The sequence below is a fragment of the Duncaniella freteri genome (assembly GCF_004766125.1).
Taxonomy (GTDB): Bacteria; Bacteroidota; Bacteroidia; order Bacteroidales; family Muribaculaceae; genus Duncaniella; species Duncaniella freteri.
The window spans coordinates 554701-569377 of sequence record NZ_SJSA01000001.1 but is presented as its reverse complement, the minus strand read 5'-3'; the positions used below and the strand labels follow the sequence as shown (position 1 = coordinate 569377).

Here is a 14677-nt window from a genome sequence, read left to right as displayed (position 1 = left end):
TCAAAGATTATGCAAGGTAAAGAATATCTGTTGGTACTTTCAGGAGGGATGGATTCAGTGACTATGCTCTATGATTATAGGGAAAGGATAGCCGCAGCCGTGACATTCCAGTATGGGTCAAACCATAACAGGCGGGAGGCCCACTATGCGCGCCTTAATTGCGAGAGGCTTGGCATAGAATGGATCGAGATAGATCTGACCTTCATGGCGAGCCATTTCAGCAGCTCTCTTCTCGAAGGGGCGGATGCTATACCGGAAGGAAGTTATGACGATGAGAACATGAAGTCGACGGTTGTGCCGTTCCGTAACGGTATCATGCTTGCTGTGGCTGCCGGGCTTGCCGAGAGCCGTGGTCTTGCAGGAGTGATGATTGCCAACCATTCCGGTGACCATGCCATATACCCTGACTGCCGTCCGGAATTCATCCGTTCTATGGGTGCCGCCATAGCCGACGGCACCTATGAACACCTGGAGCTTTTCGCACCCTACACTTCGTTATCCAAGGGTGAGATTGCCAGGCGCGGCAAGGAGCTTGGAGTTGACTATTCGCTTACATACTCCTGCTACAAAGGTGGCGAGAAACACTGCGGTAAATGCGGCACATGTGTAGAGCGTGCCGAAGCCCTCAGATATGCGGGCATTGTACTCAATGATGATTAATGACTGAAAAAGATACTAAGAGACATACAGGTAAAAGAGAAAGGCGGCGTCACATCAGTCTGTTGAAAGTGCTTAGGCTGATATTGCCTACGCTGCTTTTCTTTGCTATGTGTGTGGTGATGTGTGTGCCTTTGCCCTCTCAAGGTCCGGTAGGGGAGAGTGTTGGGATAGAGACCGGGATGGATGTTAAGGATGATGCAAAGGACGCACCTGTGGTAGAGATATTCTCAGGGACGGATGTCTATGATCTTGAACGCATGGATACTGTGAGTTTCCATATGCGCCATCTCGACAAGATGCCCGAACCCACTCAGCGTATAAAGGTAAATTATTTCGGCAACTTGCGCCCTTTCTTCAATGATTCCAACTACATTCATTGGGAGGAGGCTGCCCGCTACGGTATACGCCCGCTCACCGATACCCGTTCCCATTGGCAGATTGCCCGGCCGATAGTCAAGGTCACTACGTGTGCCGACTATTTTCTTGACACACTCATATATTCCCGCCCCTATCTTGTCCCGCAGGCAGCCGGAACATTGAGGGAGATCGGAAAAAGGTTCCGTGACACCATAGCGGCGCGCGGTGGCGGTGACTACCGCATAAAGGTGACGAGCCTGCTTCGCACACCTCACACGGTCAAGCGTCTGCGCCGCCGCAACCGTAATGCTGTCGATTCGTCGGTGCATCAGCTTGGCACTACGTTTGATATCTCCTACGCCTCGTTCGTGGCGTCATCCCCATCTCCAGCACGTAGCGTGGACGACCTCAAAGGCATACTCTCCGAAGTGCTGAAAGCTATGCGTGAGGAGAATAAGATATGGGTCAAGTACGAGGTGGGACAGCCATGTTTCCATATCACAGCAAGAAAACCTGACACAGAATGAATATCAAGAAAATAGCTAAAGTTGTTGCGTTGGCAATACTTGCGGTAGTGCTGCTCCTGTTGGCAGTGATAACAGTCGCCGTAAACTATCTCAGGCCCGAGAAGCTTACCCCGATTGTAGAGCGGTATGCCAATGAGTATCTTAATGCTGAGGTGGGTATCGACCGTATCGATATAAGTTTCTGGAGCACCTTCCCGCGATTTGATCTGGATGTACAGGGATTGGATGTGCGCACCAAGGCTTTTGAGAAGCTCCATTCCGATGTGAGGATGACGCTTCCTGTCTATGCCGATTCCCTGTTGTCGGTAGGCAGGCTGAAAGCCGCAGTCAATATTCCGGCTCTTTTAGTTGGAAACATCTCTCTTTATGATATCACTATCACCTCTCCTGAGGTCAATCTCATACAGGCTACGCCGGAGTCTTGGAGCCTTGATATATTTCCGGCATCAGCGGAGGACACTTCTAAGGATGGACCGTTGGAGATACCCGATTTCTCAATGGGCACATTCGAGATAGAGGGAGGATTCCCCATACGTTACGTCTCCATCCCCGACTCTATGGATCTTGCTGTCAACCTTGCCACAACGCGGCTTAAGGGTGATGGCGCTCCGGTGTATTCCCTTTCTGTCGAGGGGCTTACATCAGCATCGGTTTCCGAGATTGTTGTCAACAGTCTACAGGTGGGAATGGGTGGTGACATCAATTGGTCTGCCAGCCATCCCCTGCGCTCATCGCTGAAAGATTTCCGGTTGGCGGTAGGTGACGTTTCTGTCACGCTCAATGCCACAGTGGATTTTGAGGACGAACTCATGTTTGAGTCATTTGACCTCACGCTCCCTCCTACCCGGTTTCGTGACATAATAGATGTTATCCCTACCGGTATGCGTGGCGAGCTTGCCAAGGTGGAGTCCGACATGGCATTGGGCATTGGGCTTAAGCTCACCGGTCCGTTCGCCCTGGGAGTGGATTCGATACCATCTTTTGAAATCAATGTCAGCGTGCCTAAGGGGTCAGCCTCATACGACGGTATGAAGCTGGAGCAGTTTGAGCTTCAGGCCGACGCTGTGATTGATGGCGTGAAGCCCGATAATTCAGTGCTCAATATATCCCGCCTTGTGGCACAAGGAGAGGGTATGGGATTCTCGCTCACAGGCACTGTCACGGATGTGGTCTCCGATGCGAAAGTGTCAGGAACATTTCGTGGAGGTCTCAATGTGGAGCATCTTCCGAAGATTATTCTTGCCAAGCTCCCTTATGATGTTAAGGGAAGGCTCGTTGCCGACTGCACATTTGATTTTCGTAAAAGTTATCTCACACGCGAAAACTTCCATCGTGTCCTTCTTTCCGGCGACGCTGTTCTTACCGGATTGGAGATGGATATGCCTGACATGCCGGCAAGTGTGTATGCACGCAGTGTGGAGCTGCGTCTTGGCACGAACTCTTCGTTTGTTAACGGTGGGGCTATGGTGGATTCCCTCCTCACCGCATCACTTAAGGTTGACACAATCTCGTGTGCCATTGACGGAATGGATATGCAGGGTCGTGGGCTTCTCATGGGGGTAGGTTGCCGCAACACGGCTTCGAGCATTGACACCACTGCCATCAACCCGATAGGAGGAAGGATATCCGCTCAGCGTTTTTCGTTGCGTGCATCGGAGGATTCCTCTCGCATATACCTTCGTGATGCGTCCATCGGAGGGGCATTGCTCCGTTACAAGGGGGAGAAGCGTCGTCCGCAGCTCAGGCTTGACATAGCCACCAAAGGGGCATTGTATGGCGACCGTGTCAATCGTGCCATGCTTTCTGATGCCCGCATGTCGCTCACGGTGCATCCGTCATCGACACCTGCGGCAGAACGCCGGCGTGCCCGCATCGACTCTTTGCGCCGTCTGTTCCCGGATCTTACCTATGATTCCATATCGGCTATGAGCCGGGCGATAGCCAGGGCATCCCGCAAACGTGTAAAGAGAGATTCGGCAGCTGTGTCACAGCCGGAATCCGTGCGTGAAAAAATCGAGGTCGACAATTCCGTTCGTCGCATACTTCGTAACTGGGATGCCAACGGTTCCCTTCATGCGGAGCGAGTCAGGGTGTTCACACCTCTTTTCCCATTGCGTAATCGCATAAGCGGTCTTGACCTTGATTTTTCTACCGATTCGATAGCTGTACACGATACACACGTCAATGTCGGTAAGAGTGATTTCAGGATTGAAGGTTACATTTCCAATATAAGTCGCTCTCTCACATCGCGTAGAGGCTCCCAGTCAATTAAAGTCAATTTCAATCTCACAAGTGACACCATAAATGTCAATGAGATAGCCGAGGCAGTGTTTGCCGGGGCAGCTTTTGCCGACAGCGGTACAGAGGCAGGGATGTCACATATGGATGAGAACTCTGACGAAAGCGCGCTTCAATCGTCGGTGGATATTGCTGTTGAGGCTTCCGACTCAGCTTCTGTGCTCATCATCCCTGCCAATCTTGAGGCTAAGCTGAATGTCAGGGCACGCAATATCATATACTCCGATCTCGCTTTCAGGGATTTCCGTGGCACACTCAATGCCTTTGACGGCGCACTCAACCTGTCACGGCTCGGTGCGCGTTCTGATGTGGGCTCTATCAATCTCAACGCCCTCTACACCGCACCCACCAAGTATGATGCATCCTTTGCGTTCGGAATGTATGTCAAAGGATTCCGTATCCGTGAGTTCCTTGATCTTGTACCGTCGCTCGACACCCTTATGCCTATGCTCCATGGTATCGACGGTGTGATAAATGCCGACATAGCCGCCACCACGCGTATCGATACTGCGATGAATCTTGACATTCCGTCTCTCAAGGCTGCTGTGAAGCTCTCGGGCGACTCTCTTGTTGTCATGGATGAAGAGACATTCAGGACTATAGGCAAGTGGCTCCTTTTCAAGGATAAGACCCACAATATGATCGACAGCATGACAGTGGAGATGATTGTTGACAACTCGCAGATGCAGATGTTCCCGTTCATGTTCAATCTTGACCGTTATAAGCTTGGTGTGATGGGAAATAATGACTTGGCGATGAACTTCAAATATCATATTGCCGTTCTTAAGTCGCCACTTCCGTTCAAGTTCGGCATAAATGTTTCGGGCAATCCCGACGATATGAAGATACGTCTGGGCAGAGCCAAGTTCAATGAAAAGAATATGGCAAAGAGCATATCCATAGCCGACACCACAAGAGTCAATCTCGTAGAGCAGATACGCAATGTGTTCAGCCGTGGTGTGCGTAATGCTAAGATACGCCAGATGGACTTTTCCAAGATAGGGCAGGCAGTCATGGAGGATGACCTGAAAGGTGATACCATTTCAGGAGCCGACTCCATTTATTTCATACGTGAGGGGCTGATACCTGCACCCGACACCGTTGCAGCTATGGCACCGCAGCTTCAGAAAAATAAGAAAATCAAGAAAAGGAGATAACGATGGCAACTGTGCTTCCATTTCATTCCGAGATAGTGAGATTTCTTGAGCGTCATCACTATCAGCGCGTGACACCGCGCGCAGCCCTCATCGACATGGACGGTACGCTGTATGACTCGATGAAGAATCATACGGCTTCATGGTATCGTCTCATAAGCGAGGCAGGGATACCATGCACCCGCGATGAGTTCTATCTCTATGAGGGGCGTACCGGTGCCTCTACAATAAACGCTCTTGTCAATCGAGCCTGGGGACGTGATGCCACCGACGAAGAGAAGACTGAGATGTACCATAAAAAGACAGTATATTTCAACGAACTGCCTCCGGTTGAGCCAATGCCCGGGGCTTTCGAGATGTTGAATCTGTTAAAGGAAATGGGGTTGCGCAGGGTGCTGGTGACAGGGTCGGGGCAGAACAGTCTGCTGTCGCGCATAGACACAGACTTTCCCGGTATTTTTGACCCGGGAATGAGAGTGACAGCTCGCGACGTAAAGCATGGCAAGCCGCATCCCGAGCCTTTCATACGAGCCATGCAGCTTGCCAGGGTGAGCCCTTCGCAATCGATAGTGGTCGAGAACGCGCCGTTAGGAGTTGAAGCCGGCAATAAGGCTGGAGCTTTCACGGTAGGAGTGGTTACAGGGCCAATTCCTGTCGAGGAGATGGAGCGCGCCGGAGCCGCTGTAGTGTTCCCGTCGATGGAGGCTTTTGCTGAAGCATTGCCTACACTTATATTTTCTCTCCTTTCTACATCCATTGATCCTCTCTAATGCTTGTTGGACCTCCTCTAAATTAATTATGCTATGCAAACGATTCTCTACACCAACGATATATCCTCTGCACTAAGGTCGCTTATAGGGGAAATGGCCCCTTCTTCGGTGCATATTGTGACTGACGCCAATGTCCGAGACAAAGTGCTTCCCGCTCTTTCTCTGTCCTATCCGGTGATTGTCACTGAGCCTGGTGATGTGGCTAAGAACCTTTCCACGTTGTCCCGGATATGGAGCGGGCTTATTGCCGGAGGTGCCACCCGAAAGTCGGTGGTTATAAATATCGGTGGCGGAGTGGTCACTGATATGGGAGGATTTGCTGCCGCGACATTCAAGCGGGGGGTGAGGTTTATCAATGTGCCTACCACGCTTCTATCGGCGGTTGATGCTGCCGTAGGAGGCAAGACCGGAATAAATTTTGAGGGATTGAAAAATGAGATCGGAGCATTCGCTCCCGCAGATGCCGTGGTGATCTCTACATCCACATTCTCAAGCTTGCCTAAGGAAGAGATGCTGTCAGGATATGCCGAAATGCTCAAGCATGGGTTGCTGTCATCGGAGGAGGATTATCATGAACTCCTTGATTTTGATATAGCTGATGCTGACATGGACCGCTTGTTGCCGTTGCTCGAAAAGAGTGTAAGGGTGAAGGAGCGTATTGTGAATGAGGACCCTCGCGAGAAGGGCATACGCCGCGCATTGAATCTAGGCCACACTATAGGACATGCTTTCGAGTCGCTGGCAATGGAAAGAGGCTGTCCTGTGCCTCATGGCTATGCTGTAGCCTGGGGAATGATGACAGAAATGGTGATATCCCATATCTCAGAGCAATTTCCGTCGGCTGAGCTGTATCGTTATGCGTCATATCTGAAAGAGCATGGCTACGGTTCGCCCGACATATCATGTGAGGACTATCCGCGCCTGCTTGAGCTCATGAGCCATGACAAGAAGAACGAAACAGCTGAGCATATCAATTTCACCCTTCTCTCATCTCCGGGTGAACCATTGATTGACCGTTGTGCCACGGAATCGCAGATCAAAGAGGCTCTTGATATATTCCGCGATCTCATCTGTTAAGCTCTCGATTCAGAATTGCCAGCCTATTGTCCCGAGAAAATTAAGCGTGCGGCATGTAGGTTTTACAATGCCTGTGGAGTTCGCTATATTGGATAAACCTATCTGGGTTCTGGCTCCGATGCGCATATGTCTGCCTAACGTGATGCCGGTAGCCAGATGAAACCCCATGTCGCTGCGGTGGTATGAGTTGATGAATCCGCTGTGATCATTGTAGAAACCGGATTCGAGATCGGATACTGACATTACGAGCTGTCCTATATTATTTGCCTTGGTGTCATGAATGCTGTTCTTTTGGGTGCCACCTGTCCCATAGGAGTAGTACATCCCTGTATCCACATTCCATTTTACGCTTCCTGAGATATTGAATATGAAGGATACATACACAGGGAAGTCAAGTTTATAGTAAGTGTTGGTCTGGAATACTTTCGACACGTTGTGGCTGTTGCTTCCTGACACGGCCATATCCGTCTCTCCGGAGTTGCGTGTGAAGTTAAGTTCTGTGCCAAGTCCGAGGAATTCTCTCAGATTGAATCTTGCTCCTGCACCTATGCCGCATGCCGGTCCCATTCTGGTATTGATATCGGATATCTCGGGGTAGCATGACATGTAGTTTTCCGTTATGATGCCACCTCCCGCAAGTGCATGTATATCTATGTCGAGGAATTTTTCTGTACGGTTGTGGTCTGCAAAGATCGGTTGTTCCGCCATTGCAGTGAATATTGCCGATATTATGATAAGGAGTGAAATTAGCTGTCTGCGCATTTTTCAGTGTTTTTATGCCTCAAAATTACGCTAAAAATGCTCCTTTTCCAAAAAATGCGATTTTTTTTGAAAAAAATTGTCGAAAAATTTGCACAGTATCAAAAATGTCCCTAACTTTGCATCGCAAAAGAAAAAAAGACGGCTCCTTAGCTCAACTGAATAGAGCATCTGACTACGGATCAGAAGGTTACAGGTTTGAATCCTGTAGGAGTCACAAAGCATTAAAAGACTCATCAGCATTGCTGATGAGTCTTGTTTTATTACATTTTCAGAGTATATGACACAGACGGAAACTGACCAGCAGTACATGCGCATTGCGCTTGATGAAGCCAGGCAGGCTTATGATGCCGATGAGGTGCCGATCGGTGCGGTGGTGGTTTCAGCGCGAGGACGAGTGATAGGGCGAGGCCACAATCTCACGGAAGCATTGTCGGATGTCTCAGCACATGCCGAGATGCAGGCTCTCACAGCGGCGGCAGCCACCCTTGGGGGAAAATACCTTTCCGGTTGCACCCTTTATGTCACAGTGGAGCCTTGTCTGATGTGTGCAGGAGCGATAGGGTGGTCACAGTTGTCGAGGATAGTATACGGTGCGTCCGATCCCAAGCGAGGCTACCGTTCGTTTCTGCCTTCATGCACCCCTTTTCATCCGCGTGCCACTGTCACGCCAGGAGTCCTTGAGGAAGAATGTGCGGCACTAATGCAATCTTTTTTCAAGTCGAAACGTTAATAGCATAGATATATAAAGCAGCCTTTATGAAAAAGAAACTTGTCATCTCCACCGGTGCAGGTATAAGTGCGGAAAGCGGCATATCCACTTTCCGTGATGCCGATGGGCTATGGGAGAACTATCCTGTCATGGAAGTGTGCAGCGCGGATGGCTTCGCGCGTAATCCTGCCATAGTGCACAAGTTCTATAACGAGCGGCGCAAAGGACTCCTTGATTGTAAGCCTAATGCTGCCCACATGGCTCTGGTGGAGCTTGAAAAGTGGTATGATGTGTATATCGTGACTCAGAATGTGGACGATCTTCATGAACGGGCGGGAAGTTCCGATGTGCTGCATCTTCATGGTGAGCTTATGAAGGTGCGTTCCATACCTCATCCCGACCGTGTCTACACTCTCGATATTGAACATCTGGAGACGACTCCCGAGACTCTTGACAGGTATGGTGACCATGTGCGTCCTCACATCGTATTTTTCCAGGAGGCTGTCCCCAATATGGAAGCCGCTGTTCAGCTTGCATCCGAGGCTGATATATTTGTTGTGATCGGCACATCCCTTGTTGTGTATCCGGCGGCAAGCTTGCTCCATTATGTGCGTCCGGGAGTTCCGGTATATTACATTGATCCAAATCCGGCATCGGTCCCGTCCAATGTCACAGTCATCAAGGACAAAGCTACAACAGGAGTTGAGCAGCTGTGCAAATTGCTTTGTTCTTCGTGTTAACATAAATTAACAAATGGGGGGGGGTAATTTGCAGATTAATTTTTAACTTTGCACATCTCATATTCGTATTATTAGATTAATAAGAATATTATTCCACTATATAACAAGAATTTCAACCTTATAAAGTCAACAAAAAAGTTAGGTTAAAATAGGAAAGAGCTGGCTGTGAAGTTAGCTCTTTTATTTTTTCTGCACGTTCAGATTCCTTCGATGCTGATGTACCATTCATGGGATGATTGATACGTGGATCTTTGGTGTGTCATCGTCCATACATCGCTAAAATTAGCAAAAAAAGCCAAAAACTTTACCCATGCGATTGATTCTGTGGATTTATTGACTAATTTTGCGATAAAAGGATTCTCGGATATGGGAAATATAGTCAACCTGAAGCAACTTACGTCACTGGCAAGATTCTCTACCGAATTCTCCAATTTCAGTGACGACTATCTTTTTACTCGCATCACCTCCGACAGCATCTCCAAGGCGTTGCGCTATGACTCCATGAACAAGATAGAGTATATCGATGGCCCAAGGCGTCTTGACGGTATGTCGTGGATACTTTGTTTCAGGGGGCGTATGGAGTTGGAGATCAATCTCAAGCCCATCACACTCACCGCCAACTGTATTGCTGTCACCACACCGGGATCGATGATCGAGATGAAGGACCTCGAACGCGACGGTCTTGATTGCTATATGCTGTTTGTGTCGACCGAGTTTATGAAGGATATCAACTTTGATCTCAATGTGCTTGGATCGGCGACGCGTCTCGGCAACGATTCCCTTATGGGCAACATGATGCAGATCACCGAGGAGGAGGCTGATACCCTGCGTGATTATTTCAAGCTTCTCCACCGTAATTCGGCAACAGAGAACGGCAGCATATACACTAAGTCCATTGTGCGCTGTGTGATAGCCGCGCTCACCTATCAGGTGTTGCAGATGGTGACAAGGCGTATCAAGGACAATTCAGAGTCGAAGATGCCGCGTTCGAGGCGCACCACATATGTCAATGAGTTCATGAGGCTCGTTCATGAGCATCACACACGGGAGCGTTCGGTGGCTTTCTATGCAGGCAAGCTCTTTATCTCCCCCAAGTATCTTTCGCTCATCATAAAGGAAAGCACAGGCAAGTCGGCAACAGATGTTATAGACTCATATGTAGTGCTTGAAGCAAAGAATCTTTTGAGATTCTCAGGCAAGAATATACAGCAGGTGGCTTACGAACTCAATTTTCCCAACCAGTCATCATTCGGAAAATATTTCAAGCATCTCACCGGAATGTCACCTTCAGAATATCAGAGATCATGAATATCACTCTCCCTCCGCGTAAAGGCTCACAGCCTCTTGAGATCGATACATCCGGTCTGCACCACGTAGTTATCATAGGAGCAAACGGCTCTGGAAAGACACGTTTTGCCAACAGGCTTGCCGCCGATCTTGGCGGACAGGCGTTCCGCCTCTCAGCCATCAAGGCTCTTTACAACAAGGACAGCGAGGATGCTTCCGACAATTCTATTGACATGCTCTACCGCCAGGCTGTGTCGGGCTCATCGCTGCTTCGCCCTGATCTTAAAGGTGAGTTTGAACGCATGATAGGTCTTATGGTCAATGAGGAGATGCTCAGCCTCATCCAGTACAAGTACTCGGGCGACAAGCGAAAGATGCATCACACGAGGCTTGACAGAGTGATGGAGCAGTGGCAGAAAGTGTTTCCGGGCAACCGCGTGCTCGTCGAGAGCGGACGTATGCTCTTCAGCCGTGACATATCGTCCGACGCTTATTCCCCCTCCAAGCTCTCCGATGGAGAAAAGACCGTCCTGTATTATCTCGGAGCAGTGACTTTCGCCCCGAAAGCCTCCACGATACTTGTCGACTCTCCCGAAATGTTCCTCCATCCATCCTCCATAGCCTCGCTATGGAACAGCATCGAGAACAGCCGTCCTGACTGTACATTCATTTATGTGACACATGATTTACAGTTCGCATCGACTCGCGGTCAGGGCAACACCATATGGGTCAAGAACTGCAATCCGGTGAAAGGGGAATGGGACTATGATTTCCTGACCGCAACCGACGGCATAAATGATGAGGTGTACCTTGCCATAATCGGGGCACGCAAGCCGGTGCTGTTCATTGAGGGTGACGGCGTGCATTCCATTGATGCCCGCCTGTACCCGCTTATATTCGAGGATTACACTGTGAAATCGCTCGGAGGCTGTGACCGGGTGATAGAGTCGACCCGCACATTCAATTCCCTGCGCTCATTTCACAATCTTAATGCCTATGGTATTGTCGACCGCGATCGGCGCGACGAAGGCGAGGTGAGCTATCTGCGCAAGAAACAGGTCTATGTGCCTGACGTGGCGGAGATAGAGAATATATTTATGCTCGAACCTGTGATACGCACTATGGCACGTATAAATCATCGTAATCCGGATGAGGCGTTTGCCAAAGTGAAACGTAACATAATGCGTCTTTTCGAAGCCGATCTGCGTCAGCAGGCACTTCAGCACACTCGACACCGTGTAAAGAAAGGTGTGGAGCACAGGATTGACGGACGTTTTGCCAATATAGGTCAGCTTGAGAACCATATCTCCGATCTCGCTCATGAACTTAATCCGCGTGCCACCTATGAGAGCCTGTGTCGCGAATTCCGACGTTATGTCCAGGACGGAGACTATGCATCCGTGCTCAGGGTTTATAACCGTAAGACCATGCTTTCGGAGAGTCATGTGGCTCACCATTGCGGATTGCGCCGCGATGACAAGGATGTATACATCAACACCATCATCAACATTCTCTCAGTCAACCGTCCTGGTGCCGACGATATCCGCACCGCCATCCGTTCGACTTTCTCTCTCGGTTAGGAGGCATAATAACCAAATTGCTCAAAATACCAATTCGGAATGAAATGAGGTGGCAGATTCTATGAGTTCTTGCTTTCTTTCGTCCTCATTATCGTCACAGCAAGCAGCCAAAATACAGAGGCTGAAAACAGATTGAACTTTGAGAAAACATAGATTGGTATTGGTTATTCGTAAGTCCCTTCATAATGATATACGAGCTGTTGGAACGGCTCATACTTTTTGTCGCCGACCCACAGTTCTGTTGGAGACAGATTGAATATAATGTTATGGTAATGATAATCCGCATCTCCACCGAAAATTTGAGAGAATACAATTTTCACCGTTTCCGAAACGTCTGAGCCTCCAAGACAAATCACATCGTCTGGAAGCAATGCGAAGTGGTATGCGACATTATCCATTTGTAAAAAATCATAAGCAGCTTTGACTTGAACAACACCTATGTCACGCAGCCTGGAGGCTACTGATTCATCTGTTATAACAGATGCCATAGGTGTTAAATCCATGTAGATAGTCAAGGAATCCTTTGATACAGCCTTACAAGCATTACCTTCTGAAATTGTGTTCCCCTGATAATAAGAGACTCTCATTTTTCCATGATATGTGCCTTTCAATTCAAAAAGCGCATTTTGAATTTCAGATGGTGAAAATCTTGGTTCATCGTTATTGCAGCTTGTGATGAATACCAAAATGATGAATAGAACGATTGATGTTATTGTCTTCATACTTTTACCTTTCTCACACGGCTCAATGTAGAGATTAATTTATGTGCAAAAACGTGAGCCAACTATGCTACGTCTTCAGTGAAGGTCGTCGGAAACTGTTTGAGCAGATGTAACAATAGCAGCCTATGCATATGCGTGAAAACCACTATGCTATCCTTACTCGGTCGAAAATTTCCTACGTTTTCACTTACAAGATAAGCATAACGCTTATTTTTATCTATGTTTTGGAAAGGGTTTTCCCAATCCAAATGCAAAAATAGTGAAATTCCAATAAAAACCTCTCTCTGTCAGACATAAATCAGTGTTTCAAGGCTCATTCCCCCTTTTTTTGTACCACTATTGTTTCTTCAAGAGTTCAATGGCTTGTCTTTTACCGCTAAAAGACAAGCCATTGACAACATCATAAGTGAAACACCTTCATCTTGGAATGTTGACAGTAACATTTAATTTGAGCTTATGCAAATAGTCCGACACTACTCTCGTGGCAATAAACAAGAAAGAGCTAAATCATTCCGATTTAGCTCTTTCGTTTATTGTATTATCCTTATCTGCTCATTGTGAGCCGACAGGCATTAAGCGTTCTGGGCGATCTCCTTGAACTTGTCGAGCGATACGGTCTCTTTATCGAGTGAAACCATACCTTCGATTGCAGTGTACAGCTTGGATGAGAGTATCTGCTGGATGAGCTGATTGCGTATCTCCTCTTTTTCAATCTGCTCTTTGGCATACTTGGTGATTACCTCATCGTCCATGCCTGCGAGACCGTACTGGGCGAACTGACGTGCGGTGAGGGCCTTGGCAGTGTCAAGCACTTCATTGGGCTCAACCTTTATCTCAAGGTTCTTGAGAAGATTGTTCTCGATGATCTCATGCTTGATGGCAGCCTCCTGTGAAGCGAAAGCCTCGTCGGCGTTTTCAGCGTCAGCGAAGAACAGTTTCTTGATAGTGGCTGCGGGGAGCTGCATATCGCCGTACTTCTCCATCATTGCCTTGTCGAAGGTGTTGCGGAATAGTATGTGGCTGTTCTGTGCGAGTTCACCGGCGATGAGTTCCTTGATAGCCGCGCGGTATTCCTCTTCGTTGTGTACCTTGTCAAGACCGAACACGTTGTTGTAGTACTCCTCTCCGAGTTCGGCAGGCTGGTTGACGATGATTTCTGAGATGTTCATCTCGAAGTCATTGTGGATGTCCCCTGCGATAGCCTTGTCTACATGGAGCATGGAAGCGAGCTCGCCTGCATCGCCGCCGGCTGCCTTGTTGGGGTTGAACACCACCTTGTCGCCGGGCTTCTTGCCGTCAAATTTGGCAGTTTCCTCTTTGTCCTTGAAATAGAGGGGGAACACTATGCCGTCGGTTACCTGGATGGCACCTTCGTTGGTGTTGACCTCACCGTTCTCGTTGAGCTGCATGAGCGAGCCTTTCACCACTGCATCGGCTGTCATTTCCTCGCCGGGCTTCTGTGAACCGAAACGCTTGCGCATATTGGTGTCCTGCTCGTCAATCATTTCGTCGGTGACCTCAATCTCATAGAAAGGATAATGGTCATCGGCAGAAGGCTTGATGTCGAGTGTGGGGATGAGTGCAAGGTCATACTTGAATTCCTGGTCGCCTTCCTCGAAAGCTTCCTTTACCTCAACAGGCATCGGGTGGCCCATGACGTTGAGCTTGTTCTCGGTGATATAGTCAATGACTGCACGGTATACAGTGTCGTTGATCACGTCGCTGGTGAGCTGCTTGCCGAAACGACGCTTGAGCTCGCCGAAAGGTACATGACCCTTGCGGAAACCGGGGATGACGTGGGTGCGGCCAATCTCTTTGAGCTTCTTGGTCACATCGTCCTTATAGTCGTTCTCTGCGATGGCTACCGTGAGACGAAGCTCTACGGGAGAGATCTCTTCCTTTGAAATGTTCATTTCTTAAGTATCTTATATTTATAGAATTTCTTTCAGCGTGCAAAATTAGCAAAAAAATCACAAAATAGCAAGCACTTAGTCGTTCAAGATATTTTGCGGACGCATAAGCTTAGGATTCTCG

At 48.7% G+C, this 14677-nt stretch carries 12 protein-coding genes and 1 tRNA gene; 10 read left to right on the top strand and 3 right to left on the bottom strand.

Features of this window, described 5'->3' with window-relative positions; genetic code table 11:
- The first annotated feature begins 9 nt into the window (after nucleotides 1-9).
- From queC to aroB, 5 genes are read left to right on the top strand one after another with little or no spacing between them, the layout of a single operon-like run.
- Nucleotides 10-660 (top strand): 7-cyano-7-deazaguanine synthase QueC, encoded by a 651-nt coding sequence (queC, locus tag EZ315_RS02500; RefSeq protein ID WP_135470325.1) that lies wholly within the window; start codon nucleotides 10-12, stop codon nucleotides 658-660.
- Nucleotides 660-1544: a DUF5715 family protein gene (locus EZ315_RS02495; protein ID WP_135470323.1), complete on the top strand. Its 885-nt coding sequence runs from the start codon at nucleotides 660-662 to the stop codon at nucleotides 1542-1544. Before queC ends, EZ315_RS02495 begins: the two co-directional genes overlap by 1 nt.
- Nucleotides 1541-4999, top strand: coding sequence for an AsmA family protein (locus EZ315_RS02490; protein ID WP_135470321.1), 3459 nt, complete (start codon nucleotides 1541-1543; stop codon nucleotides 4997-4999). The genes EZ315_RS02495 and EZ315_RS02490 overlap by 4 nt, the downstream gene beginning before the upstream one ends.
- A gap of 2 nt (nucleotides 5000-5001) precedes the next feature.
- Nucleotides 5002-5766, top strand: a complete 765-nt coding sequence (locus tag EZ315_RS02485) for an HAD family hydrolase (protein WP_135470319.1) — start codon at nucleotides 5002-5004, stop codon at nucleotides 5764-5766.
- 33 nt (nucleotides 5767-5799) lie between these two features.
- Nucleotides 5800-6843, top strand: coding sequence for a 3-dehydroquinate synthase (aroB, locus tag EZ315_RS02480; protein WP_135470317.1), 1044 nt, complete (start codon nucleotides 5800-5802; stop codon nucleotides 6841-6843).
- A 9-nt stretch (nucleotides 6844-6852) separates the two neighbouring features.
- Here the strand turns inward: aroB and EZ315_RS02475 are convergent, their stop codons facing one another.
- A complete protein-coding gene (locus tag EZ315_RS02475) occupies nucleotides 6853-7605 on the bottom strand; it encodes an outer membrane beta-barrel protein (protein ID WP_135470315.1) in 753 nt (250 codons plus the stop codon).
- A 140-nt stretch (nucleotides 7606-7745) separates the two neighbouring features.
- On the opposite strand from EZ315_RS02475, the gene EZ315_RS02470 reads away from it, so the two are divergent.
- The 5 genes from EZ315_RS02470 (at nucleotide 7746) to EZ315_RS02450 (ending at nucleotide 11921) form a co-directional block, all read left to right on the top strand.
- Nucleotides 7746-7819 (top strand) — tRNA-Arg (locus EZ315_RS02470).
- Nucleotides 7820-7882: 63 nt separating this feature from the next.
- Entirely contained in the window at nucleotides 7883-8335 is a 453-nt protein-coding gene (locus EZ315_RS02465) for a nucleoside deaminase (protein ID WP_135470314.1), read from the top strand.
- A 26-nt stretch (nucleotides 8336-8361) separates the two neighbouring features.
- The gene (locus EZ315_RS02460; protein ID WP_135470312.1) at nucleotides 8362-9054 is read left to right on the top strand and encodes an SIR2 family NAD-dependent protein deacylase; all 693 of its coding nucleotides are present in this window, start codon (nucleotides 8362-8364) and stop codon (nucleotides 9052-9054) included.
- 366 nt (nucleotides 9055-9420) lie between these two features.
- A complete protein-coding gene (locus tag EZ315_RS02455; protein ID WP_135470310.1) occupies nucleotides 9421-10362 on the top strand; it encodes a helix-turn-helix domain-containing protein in 942 nt (313 codons plus the stop codon).
- Nucleotides 10359-11921 carry a DUF4435 domain-containing protein gene (locus EZ315_RS02450; RefSeq protein WP_135470308.1) on the top strand — a complete coding sequence of 521 codons (1563 nt, stop codon included), beginning with the start codon at nucleotides 10359-10361 and terminating at the stop codon, nucleotides 11919-11921. The genes EZ315_RS02455 and EZ315_RS02450 overlap by 4 nt, the downstream gene beginning before the upstream one ends.
- 164 nt (nucleotides 11922-12085) lie before the next feature.
- Here the strand turns inward: EZ315_RS02450 and EZ315_RS02445 are convergent, their stop codons facing one another.
- A complete protein-coding gene (locus tag EZ315_RS02445; protein WP_135470307.1) occupies nucleotides 12086-12643 on the bottom strand; it encodes a DUF4840 domain-containing protein in 558 nt (185 codons plus the stop codon).
- Nucleotides 12644-13215: 572 nt separating this feature from the next.
- Nucleotides 13216-14556, bottom strand: a complete 1341-nt coding sequence (locus tag EZ315_RS02435) for a trigger factor (RefSeq protein WP_135470305.1) — start codon at nucleotides 14554-14556, stop codon at nucleotides 13216-13218.
- Between the last annotated feature and the right edge of the window lie 121 nt (nucleotides 14557-14677).

Coding starts and splice junctions, on each gene's coding strand:
- aroB (WP_135470317.1), top strand. CDS start 5,800: ATGCAAACGATTCTCTACACCAACGATATATCCTCTGCACTAAGGTCG.
- EZ315_RS02450 (WP_135470308.1), top strand. CDS start 10,359: ATGAATATCACTCTCCCTCCGCGTAAAGGCTCACAGCCTCTTGAGATC.
- EZ315_RS02485 (WP_135470319.1), top strand. CDS start 5,002: ATGGCAACTGTGCTTCCATTTCATTCCGAGATAGTGAGATTTCTTGAG.
- queC (WP_135470325.1), top strand. CDS start 10: ATGCAAGGTAAAGAATATCTGTTGGTACTTTCAGGAGGGATGGATTCA.
- EZ315_RS02475 (WP_135470315.1), bottom strand. CDS start 7,605: ATGCGCAGACAGCTAATTTCACTCCTTATCATAATATCGGCAATATTC.
- EZ315_RS02490 (WP_135470321.1), top strand. CDS start 1,541: ATGAATATCAAGAAAATAGCTAAAGTTGTTGCGTTGGCAATACTTGCG.
- EZ315_RS02435 (WP_135470305.1), bottom strand. CDS start 14,556: ATGAACATTTCAAAGGAAGAGATCTCTCCCGTAGAGCTTCGTCTCACG.
- EZ315_RS02495 (WP_135470323.1), top strand. CDS start 660: ATGACTGAAAAAGATACTAAGAGACATACAGGTAAAAGAGAAAGGCGG.
- EZ315_RS02460 (WP_135470312.1), top strand. CDS start 8,362: ATGAAAAAGAAACTTGTCATCTCCACCGGTGCAGGTATAAGTGCGGAA.
- EZ315_RS02445 (WP_135470307.1), bottom strand. CDS start 12,643: ATGAAGACAATAACATCAATCGTTCTATTCATCATTTTGGTATTCATC.
- EZ315_RS02465 (WP_135470314.1), top strand. CDS start 7,883: ATGACACAGACGGAAACTGACCAGCAGTACATGCGCATTGCGCTTGAT.
- EZ315_RS02455 (WP_135470310.1), top strand. CDS start 9,421: ATGGGAAATATAGTCAACCTGAAGCAACTTACGTCACTGGCAAGATTC.